The sequence below is a fragment of the Microcystis sp. M31BS1 genome (assembly GCF_020245285.1).
Taxonomy (GTDB): Bacteria; Cyanobacteriota; Cyanobacteriia; order Cyanobacteriales; family Microcystaceae; genus Microcystis; species Microcystis panniformis.
The window spans coordinates 1-25914 of sequence record NZ_JADBVE010000172.1 but is presented as its reverse complement, the minus strand read 5'-3'; the positions used below and the strand labels follow the sequence as shown (position 1 = coordinate 25914).

Genomic DNA, 25914 nt, shown 5'->3' with positions numbered 1-25914 from the left:
TCCCATTGCTTTTTGTTGGGTTTCCTTACGTCAACCCAACCTACAGTAATTGTTATGATTACTATAGTCCGTAGCTTGGGTTGAGCGAATCAACAGGTTAAAGAAAACCTCTCAATTCTAGGGGAGAGCGAAACCCAACACGGTCGCTTCCTTTTTTGCCATCTTGAGGAAATTTGACTAACTAATAGAGTTCAACCTATTAATTTTATCTTAACGGACAACAATTATAAATTTTTATTTTGATAATAAATCGGGTCAATTTTTATTTTTGGTGAGCACCCTATAGCTGACGACATAATTCTTTTATACTAAACTTTGAGGTTCGCAATAGGGGTTAATTCATCATTTATTTCAAAATGAGAATTGCTGCTGGAAAACACCAAGATTTTTCTAGAGGTCTAACGGCTATGCGCTTTATCCAGCGAGCCTTTTAGTCGCTCTGTCACCCCTTGAAGTGTAAAATATTTCCCCATCAAAACTCACCGTTCGCTCATTTCTCGAACCGAAAATTTGATAAGTTGTCTCAAATGCAGTTTAGCAAACCCATTGAGCGTTCTACTGGAATATTTATTAGTACAAAAAGACCATTTTGAGGTTAAGGAATTGATGAGGGTTTGAGCGAGCCAATTGGCGATCGCACTCTTGAACCTATTCTGCTCACCTTATTCGCTAAAAAGCATATAGGATAAAGGTAACAGTAATTTTAAAACCCTTCCCCTAAAAAATTAAGCGAACAATGAGTCAAAATAATTGCCAAAAAAATCTTTAAATTTGTTTCCCACTTGCATCAGCGATCGGTTATCAGATCTAAGTTTTCAGTTCACTGATGACTGTTGACTGATCACTGAAAAAAGCTGGCCAGATCGGGAAAAAACTCCGTTAGAATACGGAAAGCCGTTTACAAAACGATACAAACTCATGACCGTTGCTTACCCTCGTAAATTCAAGAAGACGATGAGCGCTCGCGACATCATGAAGCGTGTCATTAGCGATCGCGAAATTCATCTTGTCACCCTCAACCGTTACCGCTACAACGAACAACGTAGCTGTAAAGACCTGACCGAACTGATCGAAACCTTAGACGGACAACCAAAAGAACTGATCCAGGACCTTTCCCACCACGTCGCCGATGAGGCGCGTCATGCTTACTGGTTAACCGATTTATTGATCGAATTGGGGGCTGATGTGGGGAAACCGCCGGGGTTGTCCTATATCGACGAATTTGAACGTCTTCTCGATCAAGACCAATTCCAAGGCGAAGAACAAAGGGAAGATGGACTGATTGCAGCCCTAGCGGCAATTAACGTCACGGAAAAACGGGGATGCGAATACTTTGCCGCCCATATCTATGCCCTCAAGGAAGGGGAACAAACCCCAGAAAATCTGAAAATTCGGGAAACGATCGCCAAAATTTTTCCTGAAGAAGCGGGCCATGTGCGTTGGGGCAATCGTTGGTTAGCCAAAATTGCCCAAAAAAGCCCCGAACATCGGCAAAAAGTCGAAAAAGCGAAGGCCAAATACTCAGCGATCGAACAGGCCGCCTATGAATCGGGTATGGATATCACCCTGGGGGCAGAATTGCGCCGCGTCGGTCATTTAATGGAAATCGCCGCCACTATGCCGCTTTGGGAACGTCCTCAATATCTGATGGAACGTTTACCCCAATCCCTTCTCGACCCGAAATTACAATTATTCCGGGTAGAAGCGGCTCAAAAAGCCTGGAATCGTGATCCACAAATGTTTATGGAACGCTTTTTACCGATGTTTTTTAATGCGGACGGCAATATCGGCAAAAAAGAGAAAGTCAACTAATTTAACCTTGATTTTCAGGGGCAATCGTTCAGCGATCGCCGAAGAAATGTTCATCGAGGATCGAGAAAATCGGCTATTGTTTTAAATAGGGGTGAGTTCTCGGCTTTGGGGCCAGAGAAACACCACTTTTTTACTGTTTATTTTGGCTTTTCTCTTTTGGATTATGCGTCTTTTAGCTGCCTTTGATCGCTATCCCGATAGTGTATCTTTAACCCTAGAACCAGTAGCCACCGACTCGCAAAAATTTGATTTATATTTAACTTTACACCTACAAGCTCAAATTCAATCTCTCCTCGGCGGGGAAATTAAATGGGGACTGAAAGGAGGAAAATTAGATTTTGTTTTAGTTAATTGTCACCTAACACCAAATCCTCTTTCTAGTCAAGAGTTATACATAAATCGTATTAATAATTATCAATGGCGGTTATCGTTCAAAAGTGTTCAGTCAATATTTACAGGAGCGCTCGAAAGGATTAACCTAGGAACCGTCAGTGTCGAGGAAGAACCTTATCATCTAACTGTGCAATTTTCGCTGACAGCTGCCGATATCTGTATCACGGAAACATCGGGATTATGGAAACACGATCTAAGTCCCAATAAACATAGTATTTTAGAGCGAAAGTTAGCATTTTTCCTGATGGAAAATCAATTTGATGCTTTTTTGAGTCGTATTTCTTTGGGTTCATCGCAGGTGGAATTAGATAATGTTCTAGTGGAACCGAAACCAGCAGCATCAGAAAATTTAGAGAAATTGCAGACACAAATCGAGGGAATTTATGCTGCTGTTAGTGATGATTTTCTGGAATTAGCCCAATTAGCTGAACTTAATCCCCTAACGGATTTTACTGGGGCAAATCTCCTAGCAGCGGAATTAAGTGGTATATCTTTAGGCATGGCCAATCTCTATCAAGCAAATCTGCGGGGGGCAAATTTAACCGATGCTGATTTAAGTGAAATTAACGGCAGTCATGCTAGTTTTAAGGGAGCAGATTTAAGCGGAGCCTTATTAGCTAATGCCGATTTAAGTTATGCTGATTTTTACCGTTCTAGTTTGGCTTTAGCTAATTTAATTGGCTCCAATTTAGCAGGAGCTAATTTGGTTGAAGTCAACATCACTCAAGCGAATTTGAGTGGGGCAAAAGTGCAGGGGGCAAAGTTTGCCGATAACGTGGGGATGACCGAGGAATTGCGGGAAAATTTACGCTTGCGCGGAGCTTTCTGCGATTAATCAACTATTCAGCCTCTAAATGACACCAAATACCCTCACCCCTCCCCGAAAATGAAGATTAGAGATTTTCCTCGGTATCTATGCCTAATTCCCGCAGTTTAGCTGCTAATTTCGCCGCTTTTTGCTTTTCTTGCTGTACTTGGTTTTCTGCCTCTACAGCCCGATTTTCTGCCTCTAAAACCCGGTTTTCTGCCTCTAAAACCTGATTTTCTGCCTGTTGTGCCGCTTCTGCGGGAGTGGGTACTAATTCCCCTTCGGGGGTAAAATAGCGCAATTTATTGGCGGATAAACCCAAATATAAGCCTAATTGTTGACTCCAGAGCCATCCCTGGGGATTGGGGGCAATCGGTTGATATTGACCGCTAATTAGGGTAAATCCTTGAAATTCTCGGCTTTCTGGGTCAAACCAAAAATAATCGGGAGTGCGAAATATATCTTGATAAATTTGTTTTTTCTCCTCTCGGTCAACTTTGGCGGTACTATCGGAGAGAATTTCGATAATTAAATTGGGATATTTGCCCTCTTCTCGCCAAACTACCCAACTTCTGCGGTTAGGATTGGGATTTGTCCCCAAAACGACGAAAAAATCAGGACCACGAAAGAATTCTGACTTTTTCTGGTTGGGACTGTAATAGATAGTTAAATTGCCAGTGGCAAAATAATCTTCTCGCTCGCGCCACCACCATTCTAAACACTGAATTAATAAAATAATTTGTTGTAGATGTAAGTTACTTTCCAAGGGTGGTTCATCACTCCAAAATTCGCCTTCTGGGAAGATTATCTCAGGGTTGACATGAGACTCGACTAGGGGTAAGCTTTGAGCGATAGTCATGGTTTATCCAACAGAGATAGGTCGATAACTTATTATAAATGATTGAAGGGATTTTTTGAGCAATTGTAGCAATAGCAATTGAGGTAGAATATTCCTGTGGGTAAATCGCCATTTTCTCCTTAAACAATACCGGAACGCAGGGCAATTACGGCCGCTTGTACTCGGTCGTCCACGGCCAATTTATTCATAATTCCCCGCACATGGGTTTTAATCGTATTGGTGCTTAAATAGAGCTTTTCGGCGATTTCAGCATTACTTTTGCCCTCGACAATTAACTTTAAAACCTCCATTTCTCGCTCCGATAAAAGTGCTAGATTGGGATTAGGTTGCACTGCCGGTGCTTTGAGATTATCCATGACTAAACGGGCAATTTGAGGGTCTAAATAGGTGGCCCCATCCTTAGCTGCTTCAATAGCGGACAAAAGGCGATCGAGACTGGCTCCCTTGATACAATAGGCATCAGCACCACTAGCCAGAGCTGCGATCACTTCCTGTTGGAGAGTGTGGGAAGTGAGCATGACCACATGAACATTAGCTAAACCCTCCTTAATCTGTTTAGTTGCCGCAATGCCATCAAGACGGGGTAAACCGATGTCCATGACCACTAAATCTGGCCGTAGGGATAGGGCTAATTGTACCCCCGCCAGACCATCACTCGCTTGACCGACAATCTCAAAATCTGGTTGTTCACCGAGCGCTTGTTCTAAACCTAACTGCATTAAAGGATCGTCTTCAACAATTAAAATCCGCATGATCTTTGATTCCTAAAAGGAAAATGTACGGTTTTCACCCATCTGCATGAAGCAGAACTACTCCTAGTTTAGGCAATCTGGAGAGAGATTAACAGTGATCAGCGATCAGTGACCAGCGATCAGTGACCAGTGACCAGTGACCAGTGACCAGTGACCAGTGACCAGTGAAAGATACTCAATTTATTGAAAATTGAAAACTTAAACCTAATAAGTACCTAAGCAAAATTAATTACACATTTCGATAAAGCTTTTGCCTCTTGCCTATTGCCTCTTGCCTGTCTTCACTAGGAAATTTATTTTGCATGACTACTTAACTTAAACCTAATAACTTAAAACTTAAAACTTAAAACTTAAAACTTAAACCTGATAACTGATAACTGATAACTGATAACTGATAACTGATAACTGATAACTGAAAATGCTACGGATTTCATCAGATCGCTCTAAAATTGTGCTTGTTGCCCTGGTTTATCTGGGTGTTGGTTGGCTAGGCTATCTCTGCTTAAATTTAGGGTCGCGACCTGCCCCAATTTGGATGAGTGCTGGTATTGGCTTAACTGCTGTTTTTTTAGGGGGAAAAAGGCTAGTTTTAGGCGTTTTTATCGGGGATTTGCTTCTTACCTTCCTTTTAGGGGCCAGTGGGCCTATAGCTCTATTTTCGGCACTCGGCAGCAGTTTATCGGCCCTGTTAGGGGCGCAATTCCTGCATTATCTGAGATTTTCCGCCACTTTACAGCGTATTCGCGATATCCTTTTACTGGTATTTTTGGCGGCCTTATTGGCCTCGGCAGTCAATGCCACCATCGATACTTTTGCCCGTAGTTGGCTAAATACTTGGGATTGGCGGCAATTTGGACAGTCTTGGGGCATTATCTGGCTCGGAGATAGTACGGGGATCTTAATGACCACGCCGCTGCTGTTGCGTTTTTGCTTCCAGCGTCACTCCCTGCGGGAAGCACGGCAACCCCAACGCCTTGGCGAGGCCTTACTTTGTCTGAGTTTGCTAACGGTGGTGACTTCCGTGGTTTTTGGTGGTCAACAGAATTTTCTTAACCCCGATTGGAGTATGGTGCAGTACCTCGAATATCTCCCTTTTCCCTTTGTGGTTTGGGCTGCTATGCGTTTTCAGACCTGGGGAGCGGTAATAGCCAATTTTTTAGTATCTATTTTAGCTTTGATGGGATTGGTCGGAGGAGTCAGCCCTTTTATCCTACAGGCCCCTGATTATACCAGAGGTGTCCTGATCTTACAAATCTTTTTAGTCATTGTCATGTCAACTTCTCTGTTTTTATCGGCGGCGATTACCGAAAGACAACAGATCGATCGAGCTTTAAATGAAACTTTAGAACGAGAACATTTGCTAACACAAGTGGCTTTAAAAGTCCATCAATCTTTAGATATAGATCAGGTTTTAAATACCATTGTTGAGGAAATCAGAAATTTTCTCGATGCCGATCAAGTCTATATCGGTCACTGTCAAGAGGGGGGTTGGGCCAAGGTAATCGCCGAGTCCCGTCGTCCCCAGATTCCCCCGCTCATGGGTTGGTTTCCCGAACCAGAATTACTGGAAGAATTAGGACAATTATTTTCTTTAGATAAGTTAATTATTGCTGATAATACCGCTAAGGTGCAAACGCTGCCCACTCTCAAGGGTTATTACGAATACCTGCAAGTTAAATCCTCTTTAGTTTTACCTCTAACGGTTAATAATCAACATTTAGGCGCTTTAGTAGTCCATCAATATTCCCATCCCCGTCATTGGCAAAAAAGCGAGGTCAAATTATTAGAACAGTTAGCCACCCAAGTTTGTATCGCTATCGGCCAAGCGCAGCTATATCAGAGGGTGCAAAGATTGAATAATAATTTAGAACGGGAAGTAGAAACAAGAACCCTAGAACTGCGGGAAAAAGTCTGGGAAATTCAGCGTTTATACGAAATGAAAACGGTTTTTTTACAGGCAGTATCCCACGATCTTCGCACCTCGATTATGGGATTAGTGATGTTATTAAAAAATTTCCAGTGTCGGCAAACAGAAAAAGTAACTATCTCGCGAGCAATGCTCGATCAGGTGGTGCGTAGTTGTGATAGACAATTAACTTTAATTAATGCTTTATCAGAAAATCATTTTGCTGAAGAACGGCCTTTAATCTTGCATCGTCAACCTCTATCTCTAAAAAAACAGGTGGAAATTTGGCTGAAAGATTGGCAAAAAGATTTTGATTTATATCAAGCTACGTTTATTAATCTTCTCCCCGATAACTTACCCGCTATTGATGCCGATCCTTGTCAGCTAAGAAGTGTTTTTGAACAATTATTAAATAATGCCTTAAAACATAATCCTTCACCGATTCAATTAGCTTTAGATGCTCGTGTTGACCAAGACATGATCTACTGCACTTTAAGCGATAATGGCATTGGCATGGATGAGGAACAATGTCAACATCTTTTCCATTTATATGTAAGAAATCTTCATAATCAACACCTAACGGGAATCGGTTTAGGTTCCTACCAATGTCGGCAAATAATCGAGGCTCACTCTGGGAGAATTGGTGTAAAAAGTACCCCACAGGTTGGCTCACAGTTTTGGTTTACCTTACCCCTTGCCCATCAAAATTCTAGATTAATTAAGCCGGAGTTAGTCAACAGTAATCAGTGATTTTTTAACAGGATCAAGATAATTATGTTTACTCGTCAATCTGGGGTTAGATTTGCTTTAGGTTTATTGATTATTTTCAATATTTTCTATTTTGTCCATCTCGCCTACTATAGCTATGTTTGGCACGATGAATCTTTGGTCTTACTGCATCTTTCTGGTAACAGACCCGAACAGTTAATTAACTATCTGTTCGATGGACAAATTAAATCTACAGAACAACTCTGGCAATTTCAAGGGGTTAATTCCGTGAAAGGTTTTCCTGATACCTTAGCCTCTCTTTATACTAGCTCGAATTACGATCTACCTCTCTATTACAGTTTCCTCTGGTTTTTGGCAAGATTATTGGGCAATTCTGATTTAGTCTTAAGAGGATTTTCGGTAATTATTTGGTTTGGTATTTTAGGGAGTTTTTACCATTTAGCTTTGACTTTATTTAAAAATAAAAACGCCGCTTTAATTGCCGCTACACTTATCTTCTTTTCCCCGCGTTTTACTGGTTATGCTCTGGGAATTTGGGAATACGGACTATATGTTTTATTTTCGATACTTTCTAGCTGGTTATTTCTCAAAGCTATTGATTCCTCGCAACCGAAAAAAGATTGGTTTTTCTATAGTTTATCCCTAATCGCTGGTTTATATACCCATGTTTTCTTTATCTTTGTTCTAGTAGTTCATAGCCTATATTTTCTGTTGCAGCTGAATTCTTTTAACTCTTTAACCAAAAAATACTATAGCATCAGCTTACTTGCTTCCCTAGGTATTTATTCAATTTGGTTAACCCGGATTTTTACCAGTCGATTTACTGTCTTTGGATGGTCAAAAGGCAGTTTACCCCTAGAGATCCTTTGGCAAAGATGGGTAAGAATGATCGCTCGTTTATTTTATAATTTTAGTTTAACCAATTCCACCATCACCCCTATTATTGAATACTGCCTAATTATCCTCGTCATCATCTCCTTTATTTATCTGGGCAAAAAAGCCGATAAAAAAGTTTTTACCCTGATTATTCTCCTGACAATTATCCCCTTTTTCTCTCTTTTAGCATGGGATCTAATCAGAGGATTTCGCTACACAGCTGTGGGCAGATTTTACTTACCAAGTTTTCTCGGTATGCTGCTGGCAGTTACCTTTTTACTAAGCAACGGATTACAGCAGCGCCAAGGCTGGGCAAAAATTCTCTTAATATTATTGCTAGTTTTCGGATTAATTGCCAAAATTCCCTATCCACCGCCAGCAACTAGATATGTGGGCTATGGTAGCAATATTCCCAACGCTTATACAATGATTAATCGCAGTCAAAAACCTCTAATTATTTCAGAACATTGGTTAGATACCTTGCCCCTTATTCATACCACTGATGCTAAGACAAAGTATTTATTTATTCAGTCGGATCTTAGAGTTTCCATCCCCTCCTTAAAAAATCAATTTACTGATATTTATCTCCTCAATCCTTCCCCCAGTCTCAGACAATATTTAGATAACCAGTCTGTACAATTATCTCCTACGGAAAATCAAGCCTTTTGGCGAATTGATTAAAAAGCCATTAACCGCTCTTGCCAAAACAGACCACAACCTGATAAACTGAATAAACCAAGACTTCAGGGAATAGAATTGGGCAGTTCACCCCTAAGAGGGATTGACTTTTACAGAGTTTTATGCTTGCTCAACTGGAGAGTCCCCGAAATCTGGTGATGAAGAGTTTTAGCCTCTTGGCTACCGGACTGACTAAGCAGACCTAACAAATTCAACTGTATGATACCGAGTCAAGACATCGGCGAGGCAGTAGATTCAGTCAGAAAAACTGACGCACAAGACTTCTCTAATTTAATGCCTAGACCTGGCTGGCAACAAGTGGCGGGTTTAGGTAGAGACTGTTTTTGGTATTGAACCCCGATTCTTTTCGTTCTTTACCGGTTTTAGTGATTGCCAATAGGGATTTTAAGCCCGTAATTGGTTGAAAATTTCTATTTATTCGCAAAAATTCCCAGTCGCTCCCTGTACTAATCCTAGAGATCGACTTCATGATCAGTAATTTTCCCCAACCAATTCTCTGGAAATCACCTTCCAGAACAATTTAGTTATTTTATGAGTAGCAATGCCTTAACCAATCGTGAACATCTAATCGAACTGTATAATCGAGGTGAACGCAACTTTGCGGAAGTCAGACTTAGCGGAGTTAATTTAAAGAGACAGTGTTTAAACCAGATTAACCTCAGTCATAGTTACTTAAAACGAGCCAATTTAGCCGAAGCTAGTTTAATTAACGCTAATTTCAAGGACGCTTCCCTCGAAGAAGTTAATTTAAGCAAAGCTTGTCTTATCGATGCTAACCTGACTAAAGCCGACCTTTCCGGGGCAAATTTGCACCAAAGTCAACTAAGCGGCGCAATTTTGAGTAATACTGTTCTGAAAAAGGCTGATTTAAGTTCTGCCTGTTTAATTCACAGTAGCTTACTTTTTGCTCAACTGTTCAAAGCGAATCTCGAAGCCGCTAATCTCACCTCAGCCACTTTAACCCATGCCATGGCGGGGAAAGCTAACCTAAAACGGGCTATTCTCACTCGTGCTATTCTTAGCTCTGCCAATCTTAGCTATGCTAACTTAAAAGAGGCTAACCTAATTCGAGCCTATCTCTATCAAGCTAATCTGGAAAACTGCCATCTTCAATACGCCGACCTCAGCTATGCCGATTTGCGCGGGGCGGATTTACGGGGGGCGGATTTACGTTATGCTAACCTCGAAGGTGCTAATCTGACGGGAGCTAACCTCAATTGTAGCGATTTTGAGGGAGCTAACTTAACTGGAGCCGATTTAAGTAAAACTGACGCTAATAAAGCCAATTTTCGCCAGGCTAACCTAACCGGTTGTAATCTGCTCGGTGCTAATTTAGCCTCCGCTAACCTTTCTGGTGCTAATCTACACCAAGCGGGATTACTCTTGAGTTATTTAGTGGGAAGCAATCTTAAACGAGCTAATCTCAAACAAGCTAACTTAATTGGGGCGATTTTAACCGAAAATAATCTTCTTTCTGCTTCCCTCGAAGAAACTATTCTTCCTAACGGTAGTCGCGGTAATCTCCTTTCCTAATATTCCTAGAAAAACCTGGTTGTAGAGACTTTTCTGCCGAGGTTTCTAAACCGTGGGGAGTGGGGAGACCACTTCGTGCGCGTTGCGGGGGGAAGATGGGAGAATAACTAGGGTCTGCTGAAAAAGTTTTTGCCGCAAACCCTATGATAGTTTCCTAAAAAAATACCTAACCAAATTTTTGGCTAGGTATCCATCAATTTACTTCCTTTGTCGAAAATGTTGCTAGATAATTTAACCAACACCAATTAATGAACCCCGGAATATAACATCGTCGCTACCCTTGGATATATCGGCTAATTGACTGATATTTTCTAACTCAATTGCAGGAACAGTTCGTTTAATTAAACCAGTTAAAACTTTACCCGGACCCACTTCGATCGCTTTTTCCGCACCCACATCTGGCAATTTTAACATAATTTCTCGCCAGCGAACCGAGCTAGTCATCTGCCAGATCAGATATTTTTTTAATTCTTCCCCGTCCTGGGTAGGATTGCTCGGATCGACATTAGAAATCACAGGAACTTTTGCAGCCCGAAAATTAACTAATTCTAAAATTTGCTGAAATTGAATGGCAGCATTTTCCATCAAGGGAGAGTGAAAAGCGCCGGATACTTTTAACTGCATAACCCGCTTAACTTTCACTTGACCTAATACCAAATCCACCGCTTCAGGAGTCCCAGAAATTACCACTTGTTCAGCACTATTATCATTAGCAATAACTACATTTTCCGTCTGATTAATCACTGTCTCTAGACTGGTGCGATCAAATTTCATTAAGGCGGCCATTTTACCACCTTCGGCCGCATCCATCAAACGGGAACGGTTTTGAACTAGATTTAATCCTGTCTCAAAATTAAACACCCTGGCCGCATACAAAGCGGAATATTCACCGAGACTATGACCAGCGACTAGATCGGGAAAATGACCTTTTTCTTGCAACAAATCCGCTAAAATACTCTCCACCACAAATAAACAAGGTTGAGTATAAAGAGTACGAGATAGGGTTTCTTCATCCCCTTGACATTTTTCCAGGACTGACCAACCGAGGATTTTTGATGCTATTTTTAATCTCTCTTGGCCAAGCGCACTTTCCGCTAAATCTCCAATCATTCCTAACGCTTGCGATCCTTGTCCCGGGAATATCCACGCTGTTTTCATAAGTTCTTAAAATAGATAGATAGATGTGTTTGGGTCAGTTATCAGTTATCAGTTATCAGTTATCAGTTATCAGTTATCAGTTATCAGTTATCAGTTATCAGTTATCAGATGTGAGTTTTTAGTTTACTGTTTACTGTTTACTGTTCACTGGTTACTGGTTACTGTTTACTGATCACTGAATTAATCTCCCCAACGGAAGATAATCCCACCCCAAGTTAAACCGGCACCAAAGCCAGAAGAAGCAATAATATCACCTTTTTTGACCTTACCACTCCTGACAGCTTCATCGAGGGCTAGAGGAATCGAGGCAGCGGAAGTGTTGCCATACTCGCTGAGATTGCTGATCACTTTTTCGGGAGGCAGTTTCAGGCGCTCGCTCACCGCGTCTATAATTCTTTGATTAGCTTGGTGCAGAACTAACCAATCGATGTCACTGGTGGTTAAATTAGCCCGATAGAGAGCTTTTTCGATGACCTCTGGCACTTTCGCCACGGCAAAACGATAGACTTCCCGTCCGTTCATCGTTAGAGGCTTATAGGTCCCTTTTTGAACCCTTACCCCCTCTTTAAGGGGCAATTCTTCCCCCTGATAGGCGAGATTGAGAGAACCATTCTGGCTGCCGTCGCTATGGAGTTCAAAACCGAGAATGTTATCTTTTGTATCATTTGCTTGACAAAGAACCGCCCCTGCCCCATCACCAAAGAGGACACAGGTAGCGCGATCGTTCCAATCCACCCAACGGGAGAGAACATCGGCCCCGATAACCAAGACATTGCGGTAAGTACCAGTACGGATAAACTGGGTGGCGGTGACTAATGCCACCAGAAAACCCGAACAGGCGGCGGTGAGATCAAAAGCGATCGCCCGATTGGCCCCGATCTGACTTTGAACTTGGGCGGCACTACCGAACAGATCATCGGGGGTAGAAGTAGCCAAGAGAATCAGATCGATGTCCCTAGGCGACACCTGAGCCATTTCTAGAGCCTTAATCGCCGCTTGGGCTGCTAATTGGCTCAAAGACACCGATTGATCCGCTAAATGGCGTTGACCGATGCCGGTACGACTTTTAATCCATTCATCGGAAGTCTCGACAATTTGGCTGAGTTCTTCATTACTAAGAAATTGCCCTGGTGTGGCCGATCCACAACCAGTAATGACGACTGCTGCCCCGAATCCGTTCAAAATATTCCCCCTTTTTCAGTTATCAGTTATCAGTTATCAGTTATCAGTTATCAGTTATCAGTGGGAAGTGGGTCAGTTATCAGTGGGAAGTGGGTCAGTTATCAGTGGGAAGTGGGTCAGTTATCAGTGGGAAGAATAAATAAAAATAGTCTCCTGTCTCGGAGTCTCCCGACCGCTTCAAGATGGTTCACAGCTTAATCTTCACTGTTCACCGACAACTTTTTTAATTGATGATGGTGGTCATTGTAGGCTTGAATGCGCTCAGAAACGCGATTATCGACGGCATTTTTCGCCTGTCGGATGGCGTTAAAAATCGAAGGCGCTTGGGAACTGCCGTGACTGATCACACAGACCCCATCGACTCCAAATAACAGCGCACCGCCGTGTTCCGCGTGATCCATGCGTTGTTTAATCTGTTTAAGATTGGGTTTAATTAAAGCCGTCCCGACTTTACCCTGTATCCCCCTAGGTAATTCCTCTTTGAGAATTTGTAGGATAACTCCTCCCACCGCTTCGGCAAATTTTAACAGGACATTACCGACAAAACCATCGCAGACAATCACATCAAATTGTCCCGATAGCACATCCCGGCCCTCAGCATTGCCGATAAAGGGAATTTGCTGGTTATTTTCCAATAATTCGTAGGTTTTTAGGGCGAGATCGTTACCTTTGCTAGGTTCTTCACCGATATTGAGTAAACCGACTTTCGGATCTTCAACCCCCATAACGTATTTACTGTAAATTGTTCCCATTAGGGCAAACTGCTCTAAATATTTGGGTTTACAGTCCACATTCGCCCCGACATCGAGGATAATCACCGATTTACCCGCCAACATCGTCGGCAGCACTGCACCGATCGCCGGGCGATCGATTCCTTTTAAACGACCTAAACGCAGTAACGCCGCCGCCATGGCTGCCCCGGAGTGACCGGCGGCCACCACCGCATCGGCGCGATTTTGTTTGACTAAATCCATGGCCACATTAATCGAGGCCGCTGGTTTGCGACGGATAGCGGTGATCGGCTCTTCGTCCATGGCCACCACTTCCTCCGCGTGGACGATCGTGAGATTCTTGGGACGGGGATGATGCTGGAAATAAGCCTCAATCCGTTCAGAATCGCCGACTAATAATACTTCTACATCTAATTCTTCGGAAGCTCGCATCGATCCCGCGATAATCTCGTTGGGAGCGTAGTCACCTCCCATCGCATCTACCGCGATTCTTGCCCGATTTAATGCCGTTTCTGCCATTGAGTCAGTGGGATAGAAATCTTTAATAAGTTGAGCGGCAGCTCTTGACAAAAGCTGGCCGATCGAGGATTAGTGTTTTCTGATCGAGCAATTGTTAAAAATTACCAATCATTTCTATACAATAAGGCATCATTGCGATTAAGGAAAAGATGTTCTCAGTTTTTAATTTGGCAGTTTTCGGCTTTCTCTTGGGTTGGCTGGGGGGGCAATCCCAACCGATCGCCAATATTCCCCTAATTTCTTGGCAAAATCAGCCTATTTTTGACCTTCCCACCGCTCCCGATCCCCGGGTGGCGGCGATCGTGGCCGATTATCTGCAAGAGTTGACGAAAAAAGGTTTAAACTCTAGTCAACAACGGGTGTTAATTGAGACGGAATGGGCTTATTTAGCTGATCATCAGGGTAATCTGCCCGCTTCGGGGGCTTCTTTAACTAAAATCGCCACTACTCTCGCCGCCGTGGAAACCTGGCCCCTCGATCATCGTTTTGCTACTCGTTTTTACAGCACGGGAGAGGTAAAAAACGGGGTGTTAGAGGGAGATTTAATTATTGAAGGGGAAGGGGATCCGCTTTTTGTCTGGGAAGAAGCGATCGCAGTGGGCAATGGCCTCGATCAATTAGGCATCCGTCAGGTCAAAGGCGATCTGATCATTACCGGTCAATTCGCCATGAATTTTCAAACCGATCCCCTCAAAGCGGGAGAATTGCTGAAAATTGGGCTTAATCAATCGAAATGGTCAAAAGAAACCCAAAAAGCTTTTCAGAGCCTTCCTAGCGGCACAAAAGCCCCACAGGTGAAGATTTTGGGCATGGTTCGAGCCAGTCAAATTCGCCCCGAAAATGCCCGATTATTGTTGCGTCATCAGTCCTTGACTTTAACGGAACTGTTGCGTCAGATGAATATTTATAGTAATAACGTCATGTCAGAAATGTTAGCCGAACTGCTCGGTGGTCCGGCGGCAGTGGACGCAATTAATACTAAAATTACTGGGGTAGGAGCGGAGGAAATTCAATTAATTAATGGTTCGGGATTGGGGGTAGAAAATCGCTTGTCTCCCCGGGCAGTTATTGAGATTCTTCAAGCATTGGATCGCAAATTAGCCAATCAACCGATCAAAGTCGCCGATTTATTTCCGGTGGGGGGACGCGACACCAAAGGAACTATGCAGTGGCGGGCCATTCCTAAAGGAGTGATGATTAAAACTGGAACTTTAGCCCAAGTTAGTGCCTTAGCTGGAGAAATTCCCACCCAAGAAAGGGGTAAAGTTTGGTTTGTGATTATGAATGCTGGTAGTAGCAATATCGAGGGATTCAGAAATCAGCAGGATCGGGTGTTACAAGCTTTAGATCAACACTGGCAAATTCTCCCAGAAGCGACTAAAGGATCGATTCCTGCAAGGGCCTTTCTAGGTGATCCCAGTCGAATAAGTCAAGGTTTCTAAGGGATTGATATCAACTTGACAATCAAATTTAGTTGGGTGGTGAGGAAATTTAGGAAGGTTTTATATTCGCTTTTGTCGATAAACTGACTACTTTTCTGCCATTTTCTCCTTGTCTTTGCTGCCAATCGGTAAACATCGCATCTCAATCATAGTGACAAAATTTTGCCAGTTTTTCCTGAAATTGATTAAAGGATGTGTGGTTAAACGAGGTGCATCTCACATTTGCAGAAATACCGACAATCAGCAATTATCAGTCACTCTTAAAATAATGGCTCTTCTCGACTTTGTGTGATAATTTTGGCTTATGGAATCCTGAAGTGCTTATTGGGCAAAACTTTTAGGACTATTTTGCGGAATAAACTATCAGTATAGACCTAGTTTCCACACAGAAACCAGAAGAGCCAAATAATTACAAATGTATCAGCAGCTGCGTGTAAGCATCCCACCAAAAAACTAATGCGCTCCGGGGTTTGGGGGCGGCGCCACGCCCCCAACGGGGGGTTTGGGGGGTAGAACCCCCCAAAGGCTTGGATTGAGTGGTAAAATCGGAAGTGATCACCAATTTTAGAAGATAGTTTCCCTTTAAAAATCCCAACTCAGTAGATTTACAAAAATGAGATGTACCCGGTTAAACGCATCCAGAAATTTTTAGGGATAAAAACACATTTGCGGTAAACCAAGGGATTCTTCCCAACCCATCATGAGATTGAGACATTGTACCGCTTGTCCCGATTGTCCCTTAACTAAATTATCGATCGCTGACATCACTATCACTCGATCGGTTCTCGGATCCACTTCAATACCGAGATAACATAAATTAGTACCACAGGCCCATTTAGTTTGTGGATAGACTCCCCCCGGTAAGATTTTGACAAAGGGAGAAGTGCGATAAAAAGCATTGTAGATAGTGATTAAATCATCCCGCACCAGATTGGGATCCCGCAAAGTTGCATAGACTGTGGACAGGATACCCCGAACCATGGGCATTAAATGGGGGGTGAACTGGACGCGCACCTCATGACCGGCTAAATCGCTGCAAATCTGCTCAATTTCGGGAGTATGACGGTGTTTTCCCGCTACATTATAGGCCCCAATCGAACTGTCTGCTTCTGCCAATAACATATTAATCTTAGCTTGTCTTCCCCCTCCCGAAGTTCCCGATTTGGCATCAATAATCGTGGTTTCCGGGAGAATTAAACCCTGTTTTAACAGGGGAGAAATCGCCATTAAACTAGCAGTAGGATAACATCCGGGGCAACCGATCAAAGAGGCATTTTTAATCTCTTCCCGATAAAGTTCCGGCAAACCGTACACAGCCGTAGATGCGATCGCTTGATCCTGACGTTCCTTGCCATACCATTTACTATAGGTTTCTAGGCTAGTAAAACGATAATCTGCCGACAGATCCAAAACTTTACACCCTTTAGCGAGCAAAGGAGGGGCTAAATCACAGGCTAAACCATTGGGTAAACCCAAGAAAACCACTTGACAACGGGAGGCAATTATCTCTAAATCGATCGCCTCCACATTAAGATTAATGCTATGACCGAGATGGGGATATAAATCACTGTAGGGTTTTCCGGCGCTACTATCGCCCCCCAGATAGGCTAATTCTACGAAGGGATGTTCTTTGAGCAAACGTACCAACTGTACGCCACCATATCCGGAAGCGCCGACAATACCCACTGAAACCTTCTGTTCTTGCGTCATTTCCCTTATTCCTAAAAATTCTTATCGTTAATATAACGCTTTAGTATGGCTGAATTTTAGCCTAACCGGCAGGATTTAAATCAAAAAACTTCCTTTAAAAACCTAGTATCTCGGCCGGGTTGTCCATAAACCGTCAATTTCTTTTGATCAATAGGCAGTTATCTTAATGATGAGGTACAAGGTTTTCCTTTTATGATGCCAAATTAAGTTAAACTTCATCCTTAGGAGAAAGGCTGTAATTCAATCCCCCATATTTAAAATTTTGAGCGCACCGTAAATTCATAATCTCCTCCCGGTTCTAATTGATAATCGTAGCGTTCTAAAAACCGATTCAAGGGTTCAAAAATCAAAGCCCTACCTAGGGAAGGTTGTACTAATAACTTGCCTTGAAGAAAATGCCACTGAAAACGCCATTGATATTGTTCCGTCCGCACTTCTCCCTCTAATTTCCCCGTTTGCCAAGATTGCTTAATTATCCGCACATAAGCCGTGCTTTCTGGTCGATTGCCGCCACTCACCTGAACCCTACCTATAGATTAAATATCAAACATTAAGATAGCGAATTAATCCTTGTTTGTCATTACTTGAGCTAATTTTCTCGACGCTATTCCGGGGAAGTGACCTCATTAACCTTAGAAACCAAGACATTTAATTGAAAAGGTCGCCCCATTTCCTTGGTAATGAATTCTTGCAACAATTCTACCTGTCTGGGGGTAATGCTTTCGGCGGTTCTTACGACTAATCTCACCTGGGGAGGTTGATTGAGCCAATTAATCGAAGACTCCAATAATTCTGTCCGTTGAAAAGTAACTGTTCGTTGTAATAAAGCTTTTTTGATCAGCCTTTCTAAGCGAGCTTGATTAGCCAGAGTTGCAAAACTTATTCCTAAGGGAATTAGCAGCACTGCTGTCAGGATAGAAGTCAAAATTAGAGCGTTACGCGCCCGATGAAAACTAGAATAACCTGCCAGTAAAAAGACCAACAAACAGGCGAGAGCAATGCCTAATAAATTGGTAATATATAACAGAGTGGCTCCCAAACTTAGGATCCAATTGCCTTGGGATAATCCTAAACCAATCGTGCAAACTGGCGGCATTAAAGCCACGGCAATCGCTGTTCCCGCTAAAGTACCTGAAATTTTCGGTTCTATTTTGGCATAACCACTGATTGCTCCCGCGGTAACTGCCACTCCTAAATCTAAAAGATTCGGTTGAGAACGGGCTTGAATTTCACTACCAAATTCAGAAATTCCGATCAATAATCCTAGAAACCAAGCTATCGCTAAAGCGATAATCGTACCGACTAAAATCGCCAATGCTGACTTACGAATTAATCGCCAACTGCCAATTAAACCACCAAAAGCCAGACTACGAATCGGCAACATCAAAGGGGCAATAATCATCGCTCCAATAATCACGGCTGCACTATTGGCAACTAAACCAAAGGTAGCGATCGCACAAGAACTAACAATCAAAGCTAGATAGGGAAAATCGAGGGACGCTTCTAACCATAAATCGCGCCACATGGCCCGCGATTGTTGCCAGGTCAAGGGTTTTCTTGAGAACCACGAGTAAGGCCGTTCTTTTCTGGTCATGGGACTTAGGAAGATTAACTTTTCTTTTACTTATAGCTTTTTTTGTCTAATCAATGTATATTTGTATCATTTTCTTTAACTAATCTTACCGTTTTTTTCTTCGCCTCGATCGATGAAACCTCATGACCAATTTGCTAAAAACTATCTGGAAGAATTATTATCGCCCCTAGGCCGGGTAGAAATTAGCAAAGAAATTACCGACGAAACCCGACAAATTGATCTATTTTTTTCGCCTCATCCAGATCGGCAGATAACTGTCGATAATCTAGGATTATTAGGTCAAATTGCCCTAAATAGCGCTCTCCTAGAACCCTATCGTAATTCTCCCACTCGTGCCGATGTGCGTAATTGTCTCTCGAAATTAACCGCCGTTTTTGCTGAACTACAGCGACAAGCCAAACGAGAAAATAGCCCCTACAATGAGGAAAATTTGCCCCGTTTATGGATTCTTGCTCCTCTGGTTAGTGAGACTATATTAAACGGTTTTGGGGCGGCCTTAGACCGGAATTGGCCCGAAGGGGTCTATTTCTTGCCTCCTTTACAGCGCACGGCTATTATTGTGATCAATCAACTTCCTGTTAATTTTCACACCCTCTGGTTAAGGTTATTGGGTAAGGGCAAAACTCAGAATCAAGCCGTGCGAGAGTTGCTAGAATTACCAATAGGGAACAACTACCGTCAAAATGTCATAGAACTATTACTTAGTTGGCGGGTGAGCGTGGAAATACAAAATATTTTAGAAGAAGAGGATCGAGAGGTGTTTATGACGTTATCGCAAACTTATCTGGAATGGAAAGAAGGAGTGAGACGACAAGCTAGAGAAGAAGCTCTTGAAGAAGGTCGTCAAGCTAGAGAAGAAGCTCTTGAAGAAGGTCGTCAAGCAGGTCTTCAAGCAGGTCTTCAAGCAGGTCTTCAAGAGGCGCGTCGGGGGATGATCGAAAATTTACTACAAGTGCGCTTTGGAAAGTTAGATGATTCTTTTAATCCCGTGATTGAGGGATTGTTATCCTTATCCCCCAGCGAATCTAGCCGTTTATTAATCGAATCCACCCGCGAGGAGCTATTTGAGCGTTTTCACGATATAACCCCCCAGTAGATGGGAGCGCCAGAGCAGTAACCAGTCAACAGTCAACAGTCAACAGTCAACAATGAAATATGATTGGCCGCTCACTGATGACTGGTTACTGATCACTGATCACTGAATTTACCGTTTAGCGGCAACAATGGCAAAAACGGTGGTATGGGGATCATCTTTTAAAGTCACCCCTTCCGGCATTTTTAAATCACCCACGAGCAGGGATTGCCCCACACCGATCCCCGACACATCAAATTCGATCACTTCTGGGATATTATCAGCAATACAGGAGACATTAACTTCGTTAACGAACTGTTCGATTAAACCGCCCTGTTTGGTTCCGATCGCTTCTCCAATGGCCTTAATGGGAACAACGATATCGAGCTTACCGTGGGCAGATACCGAGAAGAAACTGAGGTGATAGAGATTTCTTTTCCAGGGATGAGATTGTACCTCTTGGATCAAAGCTTTTCCCGTCCAGGGCATTTCGGGAACATTCACATCCACCAGGGTATTATTTACCGAAGCCTTTTTAAGCAGGGTTAAGGCCGCTTTTTCTCCCACCACCAGAGAAACCGATTCCGTGCCGTTGTGGCCATAGAGAACCGCCGGGATCAAACCCTGACGACGTAGGGCCCTGGGGTTAATATTCTCCGGTCTTTTTTGACATTCAACGCTAACTTGCATAGTTGACTAATCCTCTTTAGCAATGATTTAAAATTCGTGATTATCCCAAGGTGAGCCATTTTCGTCCAAAAGAGCGCGTTTTGGTCCGTGAATGGGGTCTTCAACGATAATAGTTTGGTCGCGACTAGCTCCTAGGGAGATAATAGCGATCGGTACTTCCATGATCGCCCCCAGGAATTTTAGATAATCGAGGGCCTGTTTGGGCAGGTCTTCCAGACTGCGACAATCGCTGGTGGGTTGTTGCCACCCCGGCATCGTTCGATAAATAGGTTGACAACGGGCGAATTCCACCGCACTACTGGGTAAATGGCGACAGGTTTTGCCGTCCAATTGGTAGGCGACACAGACTTTGATTTCCTCTAGGGTATCGAGAACATCTAACTTGGTGATCGCTAGACAGTCTAAACCATTGATTCGTACCGCGTAACGACCGATCACCGCATCAAACCAACCGCAGCGACGACGACGGCCGGTGGTAGTCCCGAATTCCGCCCCACGATCGCATAATAACTGCTCGATCTCCCCCTCTAATTCCGTGGGAAATGGACCTTCCCCTACCCTAGTGGTGTAAGCTTTGGCCACACCGATCACTCGATCGATTACCGTTGGACCAATGCCAGAACCGACACAAGCACCCCCGGCGATCGGATTGGAGGAGGTAACGTAGGGATAGGTTCCGTGATCGAGGTCGAGTAGGGTGCCTTGGGCCCCTTCAAAAAGAATATTCTTACGCTTGCGGATTGCTTCGTAGATTTTTAGGGAACTATCGACCACATGGGGACGCAGTTTCTCGGCATATTCTAGATATTCCTCGATCACCGTCTTCGGATCTAAAGGCGGTAAGTTATATAACTTTTCTAAAATGACGTTTTTATAATTGATCGTCCATTCTAGTTTTTGCCGCAGATTCTCGGTATTGATCAAGTCGATGACTCGAATACCGATGCGCTCGGACTTGTCGGCATAGGTGGGGCCGATACCCCTTCCCGTGGTGCCGATTTTATATTTACCCCGTTTTTCCTCGGATGCTTGATCGAGCAGCCGATGATAGGGCATAGTGACATGAGCCGTTTGCGAGATATAGAGATTGTCGGTGGTAACATTGAGGGCGTGTAATTGCGCCATCTCTTTGAGTAACACCGAGGGATCTATGACTGTTCCTGAGCCGATTATACATTCCGTATCCGGGTAGAGAATCCCAGAGGGAATTAGATGGAGTTTGAACGTTTGACCCTCGACGACGACGGTATGACCCGCATTTACGCCACCTTGAGAACGCACCACCACATCCGCCGATCGACTCAGCAGATCCGTGATTTTTCCTTTTCCTTCGTCGCCCCACTGAGCGCCGATTACAATAACGTTAGCCAAGGTATTTTAGTCTAGCTAAAGTTCACACAAACTCCTATTATCCCTCTTGGCGAATACAACTGTCAAGTTATCTCTCTTAGCTAATTGTGGGGAGAAGGCGAGGGGAAAACTCGCCTATTTTCAGGGTTTATTGACCTTCCCGACTGATTTGACGCTCGATAGTTTCGATAGCGGCATTTAATCCCGCTAGACGGGTTTCGAGGTCGTCGCGCATCCATTTGAGGAATGTTAATTTACGCTCTTGACATTCTTGACGGGAAGTGCTGCCACAAGTGTTAAAGAAGAAGGGAAACATAGACTAAGGGGCCTGCTATAACTCTACGTCTCCTATCTTGACGAAAATTTTCAAAAAAGTCTAACCGTTAAGTCGCCATAATAACCACAGACCTAACCCAAAACCGAAAAAGTTAGGCAGCCAGGCAGCTAGGAAGGGGGAGAGGGTGGCGGTTAGTCCCAAGCTGCCCACTAAGAAGTTTAAAAGATAATAGAGGAAAACAATGGCGACACTGAGACCGAAACTGGTTCCCCGACTAATTCTTTGCGGTAGAGAACCCAAGGCACAGCCAATGGTAGCAAAGACGATACAGACAAAGGGAAAGGCGATTTTTTGCTGGATTCGCACTTGAAAAAACCTGACTCTTTTCTCATCGCCACTGAGTTTGAGCAGTTGCACATATTCGATCGCCTGTGGTATGTTCATCTCGTAGGGATCGCGGCTTTGACGAGCAAAATCGAAAGCAGAGCGAGATAAAGCGATTTTTTCGGCTTTAAAGGGGATAACTTGGCTATAGGAGGCGTTAGGGGGGGTTAATTCATAGATAATGCCGTTAAAAAAGTCCCAGACGTTATCGACGGCATTCCAACGGGCAGAATCGGCGATAATAATTTGATTTAATTCTTGTTTTAGCCAACGGATAACGGTGACGGTTTTCATCTTTTCCCCGTCAAATTGTTCGGCATAAAATAAACTTCTTAAATTGCGATTAATCGTACCATTTTCTAGGGTTTTTATTTCATAATCGGGATAGTAAAAGTCTTTATTTTTCCAAAAGTTTGCTTCTTTATTAATTTTCTGTACTAAAATTTCTGTAGCTCGATAATTAGCATTAGGAACCACATATTCGTTTAATAAAAATGTCACCACTGTAACTATTAAACTCAGGCAAAAAGTCGGTATAAAAAGACGGTAAAGAGTGACTCCACAGCTTTGCAGGGCAACGGTTTCGCTATCACTACTTAAACGTCCGTAGGTGATTAAAGTGGCCAGCAAAAGAGAAACTGGCAGGGAATAAGTGACAAATTCTGGCACTTTTAACAGGAGAATTTCTAGGGCCGAGGCAAGGGGTAGATTAGCATCAACTACCTGATTAGCTAAATCGGAAAGATTGCTGATCGCTACTCCCAAAGAGGCAAATAAACCAACACTAAATAAAAATGGGGGTAGTAGTTGGCTGATCAGATAGCGATCAATGAGGGCAATACCTCCATTTACCCAGCAAGAAATCTTTTTCTTAATCATTGATTTTGGTTAACTCACTCCTCTTTCATCCCAATTTCCTAACCCGCAGCCGTCTTGCTTACACCTTCGGTTAGCCTATCATATTTTGTCTTTGACGAAAAACACCGCCGGAAGTTGTATGATTGCGGGGAGAGTGGACAGAAGTAAGGATTTGGGTAAGTGTAGATAATTTTTCTGTTCCTATTCCCCGATCATCCCTAGGTGAATTATGCTGCTAAACTGGCAAACTTTTACTATTCATAAACGAGTACCTTTAACGATTAGTCGCGGCACTACCAGCGAAAATACTAATATATGGCTGCAAATTAGCGAGGAAAATATCGAAGGGTGGGGAGAGGCATCCCCTTTTAATATTACCAGCGAGGAGAAAAAACCCGATAAAATCCTGCAAGAATTAAACTCGATCGCTCCTATTTTACAATCTTTTCACCCCTGTCAACGCCAAGAAATTGAGAAAATTTTATGGCAAAATCAGATATCTTCGGCTACTCGTGCCGCTATTGATACGGCACTGCACGACTGGTTAGGCAAAAAAGCTAATTTACCTCTCTGGCAAATTTTTGGACTCGATCGCTCTTTGATTCCGCCAGTTTCTGTTACTATCGGTTTAAATTCTCCAGAAAATGTGGGGAAGAGGGTGTTAGATTGGCTAGAAATCGGTGATTTTAGCTTATTAAAGGTCAAATTAGGCTCACCGGACGGTATAGAAGCCGATCGAGCCATAATTCTGGCTATTAAAGAAATTGTCCCCCATTTGCCCCTAACTGTCGATGCTAATGGTGGTTGGCAATTTAGCGATGCGGTGAAAATGTGCCAATGGTTAGAGGAAAAAGGCGTTATTTATGTGGAACAACCCCTATCCGTCGGACAAGAACGAGATTTAATTGATTTATACCAAAAATCGCCCCTACCTATCTTCGTCGATGAAAGCTGTTTTTCTAGTCAAGATATCCCGAAACTGGCCGATCGAGTCCACGGCATTAATATTAAACTAATGAAAGCCGGTGGATTAGCGGAAGTGCAAAGAATGATTCATATTGCCCAAGCTTGCCGACTGCAAATTATGTTCGGATGTTACTCTGATAGCAGTTTAGCCAATACTGCCATAGCACATCTTGGCCCGCTTGTCAACTATCTCGACCTAGATAGTCATTTAAATTTACGCGATGATCCCTTCACGGGATTAAGCTTAGAAAAGGGACGTTTACAACCAAATAATTCACCCGGTTTGGGTGTTAGTTTACGGATAAAAGATGACTAATTATTTGACTCCTGACAAGAAAGTAGCGATTCTTCTCCACGAAGGAATCAAAGGAACTCGCGGCAAAACCGGGTTAAGTTATCTGCGTTACGGGAAAGCGCAGGTAGTGGCGATTATTGACGCAGAAAGCGCCGGCAGCACCTTAAAAGAAGTGGCCGGAATCGATCGCCCCTTGCCGATTGTTGCTAGTGTTAGGGAAGCTCTAACCTATCATCCCGATACCCTGTTAATTGGCATCGCACCCTCAGGAGGCATTTTACCACCGGATTGGCTAGAAGAAATCAAAGAGGGGGTAAATGCAGGGTTATCCCTCGTTAATGGACTCCATACACCCCTAAAACCCCTTTTTTCTCAGCTTAAACCGGATCAATGGATTTGGGATATCCGTCTGGAACCCCAAGGCTTAAAAATTGGGCAAGCGCGGGCGAAAAATTTAACCTGTCAGCGTATTTTAACGGTAGGGACGGATATGAGTGTGGGCAAAATGTCCACTAGCATCGAATTACACCGAGTTGCCCAAGAAAAAGGGCTAAAATCGCAATTTTTAGCCACTGGACAGGGGGGAATTATGATCGCGGGAAAAGGTGTACCCTTGGATGCGGTGCGCGTCGATTATGCTGCTGGTGCGATCGAGGCTTTGGTGTTAGAATCGGCGGAAAATAATGATATTCTGTTTATTGAGGGTCAAGGTTCGCTATTACACCCTGGCTCCACTGCTACCTTGCCCTTAATGCGTGGCAGTCAACCAACGGGGTTAATTCTCGTCCATCGTGCTGGACAAATTCATATCAAAGATTTACCCGATATTCTCATCCCTCCCCTAACGGAAGTGATTAAACTCTACGAAATGACTGGCAGCGCTGGGGGAAGTTTCGGGGAGGTGAAGGTAAAGGGGATTAGTTTAAATACTTTTCATCTTAGTCCGGAGGCGGCAGTTAAAGCTATAGAAACTGTGCAGGAGGAAACGGGGTTATTTTGTACCGATGTTGTCCGTTTTGGCGGTCAAGGGTTATTATCAGTGATCAGTAATCAGTAATCAGTGATTAATTCAATCATAGTCAATGGTGGTGGGTTACTGGACTAGGTAATAGGTGTCGGGGTAATTCATGAATTACCCCTACCATAACGTTTGTCTGGATGTTGTTAAATTTTCTCTTGACAAAGGCGACTTGACAGGATACTATATTCATAATGGAAAATCCGTGCGCCTACAGACCCTCTTTTCCAACAGTCTTAACTATGATTGATTTATTCAATCAATCTTCATCTCTAATTCACTCTTAACTAGCTCCCTAGTC

At 43.2% G+C, this 25914-nt stretch carries 22 protein-coding genes; 10 read left to right on the top strand and 12 right to left on the bottom strand.

What is annotated here, in order from left to right; all coding sequences use genetic code 11:
- The first annotated feature begins 918 nt into the window (after positions 1 to 918).
- Complete coding sequence (locus IM509_RS10075) at positions 919 to 1812, top strand: ferritin-like domain-containing protein (protein WP_052277407.1); 894 nt, start codon at positions 919 to 921, stop codon at positions 1810 to 1812.
- Positions 1813 to 1975: 163 nt separating this feature from the next.
- Entirely contained in the window at positions 1976 to 3040 is a 1065-nt protein-coding gene (locus tag IM509_RS10070; RefSeq protein ID WP_052278508.1) for a pentapeptide repeat-containing protein, read from the top strand.
- Positions 3041 to 3098: 58 nt separating this feature from the next.
- Here the strand turns inward: IM509_RS10070 and IM509_RS10065 are convergent, their stop codons facing one another.
- Both IM509_RS10065 and IM509_RS10060 read right to left on the bottom strand, forming a co-directional pair.
- On the bottom strand, positions 3099 to 3872 hold the full coding sequence (locus IM509_RS10065) for a Uma2 family endonuclease (protein ID WP_052277406.1): 774 nt from the start codon (positions 3870 to 3872) through the stop codon (positions 3099 to 3101).
- Positions 3873 to 3991: 119 nt separating this feature from the next.
- Positions 3992 to 4624, bottom strand: coding sequence for a response regulator (locus IM509_RS10060; protein WP_052277405.1), 633 nt, complete (start codon positions 4622 to 4624; stop codon positions 3992 to 3994).
- A 418-nt stretch (positions 4625 to 5042) separates the two neighbouring features.
- On the opposite strand from IM509_RS10060, the gene IM509_RS10055 reads away from it, so the two are divergent.
- The 3 genes from IM509_RS10055 to IM509_RS10045 all read left to right on the top strand — a co-directional run bounded on the left by IM509_RS10055 (position 5043) and on the right by IM509_RS10045 (position 10367).
- The gene (locus IM509_RS10055) at positions 5043 to 7280 is read left to right on the top strand and encodes a sensor histidine kinase (RefSeq protein ID WP_052277404.1); all 2238 of its coding nucleotides are present in this window, start codon (positions 5043 to 5045) and stop codon (positions 7278 to 7280) included.
- Between the two features lie 24 nt (positions 7281 to 7304).
- The gene (locus tag IM509_RS10050) at positions 7305 to 8816 is read left to right on the top strand and encodes a glycosyltransferase family 39 protein (RefSeq protein ID WP_052277403.1); all 1512 of its coding nucleotides are present in this window, start codon (positions 7305 to 7307) and stop codon (positions 8814 to 8816) included.
- Positions 8817 to 9365: 549 nt separating this feature from the next.
- Complete coding sequence (locus tag IM509_RS10045; RefSeq protein WP_052277402.1) at positions 9366 to 10367, top strand: pentapeptide repeat-containing protein; 1002 nt, start codon at positions 9366 to 9368, stop codon at positions 10365 to 10367.
- 231 nt (positions 10368 to 10598) lie between these two features.
- Here the strand turns inward: IM509_RS10045 and fabD are convergent, their stop codons facing one another.
- Both fabD and IM509_RS10035 read right to left on the bottom strand, forming a co-directional pair.
- A complete protein-coding gene (gene fabD / locus IM509_RS10040; RefSeq protein WP_052277401.1) occupies positions 10599 to 11525 on the bottom strand; it encodes an ACP S-malonyltransferase in 927 nt (308 codons plus the stop codon).
- A gap of 180 nt (positions 11526 to 11705) precedes the next feature.
- On the bottom strand, positions 11706 to 12707 hold the full coding sequence (locus IM509_RS10035; protein WP_052277400.1) for a beta-ketoacyl-ACP synthase 3: 1002 nt from the start codon (positions 12705 to 12707) through the stop codon (positions 11706 to 11708).
- Here IM509_RS10035 and IM509_RS10030 point away from each other — a divergent pair.
- On the top strand, positions 12679 to 12846 hold the full coding sequence (locus tag IM509_RS10030; protein WP_287716880.1) for a hypothetical protein: 168 nt from the start codon (positions 12679 to 12681) through the stop codon (positions 12844 to 12846). The two genes, IM509_RS10035 and IM509_RS10030, sit on opposite strands and share 29 nt — an antisense overlap.
- Before the next feature lie 55 nt (positions 12847 to 12901).
- On the opposite strand, the gene plsX is transcribed toward IM509_RS10030, so the two are convergent.
- Positions 12902 to 13957, bottom strand: coding sequence for a phosphate acyltransferase PlsX (gene plsX, locus IM509_RS10025; RefSeq protein ID WP_004268976.1), 1056 nt, complete (start codon positions 13955 to 13957; stop codon positions 12902 to 12904).
- A gap of 149 nt (positions 13958 to 14106) precedes the next feature.
- Here plsX and IM509_RS10020 point away from each other — a divergent pair, with 149 nt between their 5' ends.
- Complete coding sequence (locus tag IM509_RS10020; protein WP_052277399.1) at positions 14107 to 15399, top strand: D-alanyl-D-alanine carboxypeptidase; 1293 nt, start codon at positions 14107 to 14109, stop codon at positions 15397 to 15399.
- Between the two features lie 648 nt (positions 15400 to 16047).
- Here IM509_RS10020 and argC read toward each other — a convergent pair.
- The 3 genes from argC to IM509_RS10005 form a co-directional block, all read right to left on the bottom strand.
- Complete coding sequence (argC, locus tag IM509_RS10015) at positions 16048 to 17109, bottom strand: N-acetyl-gamma-glutamyl-phosphate reductase (protein WP_052277397.1); 1062 nt, start codon at positions 17107 to 17109, stop codon at positions 16048 to 16050.
- Positions 17110 to 17363: 254 nt separating this feature from the next.
- Positions 17364 to 17627: a DUF3146 family protein gene (locus IM509_RS10010; RefSeq protein WP_002733391.1), complete on the bottom strand. Its 264-nt coding sequence runs from the start codon at positions 17625 to 17627 to the stop codon at positions 17364 to 17366.
- 86 nt (positions 17628 to 17713) lie between these two features.
- Positions 17714 to 18703 (bottom strand): DUF389 domain-containing protein, encoded by a 990-nt coding sequence (locus IM509_RS10005; protein ID WP_052277396.1) that lies wholly within the window; start codon positions 18701 to 18703, stop codon positions 17714 to 17716.
- 112 nt (positions 18704 to 18815) lie between these two features.
- Between IM509_RS10005 and IM509_RS10000 the strand changes: the two genes are divergently transcribed.
- Positions 18816 to 19799 carry a FliH/SctL family protein gene (locus tag IM509_RS10000; protein ID WP_052277395.1) on the top strand — a complete coding sequence of 328 codons (984 nt, stop codon included), beginning with the start codon at positions 18816 to 18818 and terminating at the stop codon, positions 19797 to 19799.
- A gap of 108 nt (positions 19800 to 19907) precedes the next feature.
- Here IM509_RS10000 and IM509_RS09995 read toward each other — a convergent pair whose 3' ends face one another.
- From IM509_RS09995 to IM509_RS09980, 4 genes are all read right to left on the bottom strand, one after another.
- Positions 19908 to 20465, bottom strand: coding sequence for a 50S ribosomal protein L25/general stress protein Ctc (locus IM509_RS09995; RefSeq protein WP_002781534.1), 558 nt, complete (start codon positions 20463 to 20465; stop codon positions 19908 to 19910).
- Between the two features lie 27 nt (positions 20466 to 20492).
- Positions 20493 to 21836 carry an adenylosuccinate synthase gene (locus IM509_RS09990; RefSeq protein WP_052277394.1) on the bottom strand — a complete coding sequence of 448 codons (1344 nt, stop codon included), beginning with the start codon at positions 21834 to 21836 and terminating at the stop codon, positions 20493 to 20495.
- 127 nt (positions 21837 to 21963) lie between these two features.
- A complete protein-coding gene (locus tag IM509_RS09985; protein ID WP_002759244.1) occupies positions 21964 to 22131 on the bottom strand; it encodes a hypothetical protein in 168 nt (55 codons plus the stop codon).
- Between the two features lie 60 nt (positions 22132 to 22191).
- On the bottom strand, positions 22192 to 23355 hold the full coding sequence (locus IM509_RS09980) for an LptF/LptG family permease (RefSeq protein WP_052277393.1): 1164 nt from the start codon (positions 23353 to 23355) through the stop codon (positions 22192 to 22194).
- Between the two features lie 208 nt (positions 23356 to 23563).
- On the opposite strand from IM509_RS09980, the gene IM509_RS09975 reads away from it, so the two are divergent.
- Both IM509_RS09975 and IM509_RS09970 read left to right on the top strand, forming a co-directional pair.
- The gene (locus IM509_RS09975; RefSeq protein ID WP_185237432.1) at positions 23564 to 24616 is read left to right on the top strand and encodes a dipeptide epimerase; all 1053 of its coding nucleotides are present in this window, start codon (positions 23564 to 23566) and stop codon (positions 24614 to 24616) included.
- The gene (locus IM509_RS09970; protein WP_185237433.1) at positions 24609 to 25652 is read left to right on the top strand and encodes an N-acetyltransferase DgcN family protein; all 1044 of its coding nucleotides are present in this window, start codon (positions 24609 to 24611) and stop codon (positions 25650 to 25652) included. The genes IM509_RS09975 and IM509_RS09970 overlap by 8 nt, the downstream gene beginning before the upstream one ends.
- Positions 25653 to 25914: the final 262 nt, after the last annotated feature.

Excerpts from the sequence above, each read along its gene's own strand:
- IM509_RS10075 (WP_052277407.1), top strand. The coding sequence starts at position 919 with ATGACCGTTGCTTACCCTCGTAAATTCAAGAAGACGATGAGCGCTCGC.
- IM509_RS10070 (WP_052278508.1), top strand. The coding sequence starts at position 1,976 with ATGCGTCTTTTAGCTGCCTTTGATCGCTATCCCGATAGTGTATCTTTA.
- IM509_RS10065 (WP_052277406.1), bottom strand. The coding sequence starts at position 3,872 with ATGACTATCGCTCAAAGCTTACCCCTAGTCGAGTCTCATGTCAACCCT.
- IM509_RS10060 (WP_052277405.1), bottom strand. The coding sequence starts at position 4,624 with ATGCGGATTTTAATTGTTGAAGACGATCCTTTAATGCAGTTAGGTTTA.
- IM509_RS10055 (WP_052277404.1), top strand. The coding sequence starts at position 5,043 with ATGCTACGGATTTCATCAGATCGCTCTAAAATTGTGCTTGTTGCCCTG.
- IM509_RS10050 (WP_052277403.1), top strand. The coding sequence starts at position 7,305 with ATGTTTACTCGTCAATCTGGGGTTAGATTTGCTTTAGGTTTATTGATT.
- IM509_RS10045 (WP_052277402.1), top strand. The coding sequence starts at position 9,366 with ATGAGTAGCAATGCCTTAACCAATCGTGAACATCTAATCGAACTGTAT.
- fabD (WP_052277401.1), bottom strand. The coding sequence starts at position 11,525 with ATGAAAACAGCGTGGATATTCCCGGGACAAGGATCGCAAGCGTTAGGA.
- IM509_RS10030 (WP_287716880.1), top strand. The coding sequence starts at position 12,679 with ATGACGACTGCTGCCCCGAATCCGTTCAAAATATTCCCCCTTTTTCAG.
- plsX (WP_004268976.1), bottom strand. The coding sequence starts at position 13,957 with ATGGCAGAAACGGCATTAAATCGGGCAAGAATCGCGGTAGATGCGATG.
- IM509_RS10020 (WP_052277399.1), top strand. The coding sequence starts at position 14,107 with ATGTTCTCAGTTTTTAATTTGGCAGTTTTCGGCTTTCTCTTGGGTTGG.
- argC (WP_052277397.1), bottom strand. The coding sequence starts at position 17,109 with ATGACGCAAGAACAGAAGGTTTCAGTGGGTATTGTCGGCGCTTCCGGA.
- IM509_RS10005 (WP_052277396.1), bottom strand. The coding sequence starts at position 18,703 with ATGACCAGAAAAGAACGGCCTTACTCGTGGTTCTCAAGAAAACCCTTG.
- IM509_RS10000 (WP_052277395.1), top strand. The coding sequence starts at position 18,816 with ATGAAACCTCATGACCAATTTGCTAAAAACTATCTGGAAGAATTATTA.
- IM509_RS09995 (WP_002781534.1), bottom strand. The coding sequence starts at position 20,465 with ATGCAAGTTAGCGTTGAATGTCAAAAAAGACCGGAGAATATTAACCCC.
- IM509_RS09985 (WP_002759244.1), bottom strand. The coding sequence starts at position 22,131 with ATGTTTCCCTTCTTCTTTAACACTTGTGGCAGCACTTCCCGTCAAGAA.
- IM509_RS09980 (WP_052277393.1), bottom strand. The coding sequence starts at position 23,355 with ATGATTAAGAAAAAGATTTCTTGCTGGGTAAATGGAGGTATTGCCCTC.
- IM509_RS09975 (WP_185237432.1), top strand. The coding sequence starts at position 23,564 with ATGCTGCTAAACTGGCAAACTTTTACTATTCATAAACGAGTACCTTTA.
- IM509_RS09970 (WP_185237433.1), top strand. The coding sequence starts at position 24,609 with ATGACTAATTATTTGACTCCTGACAAGAAAGTAGCGATTCTTCTCCAC.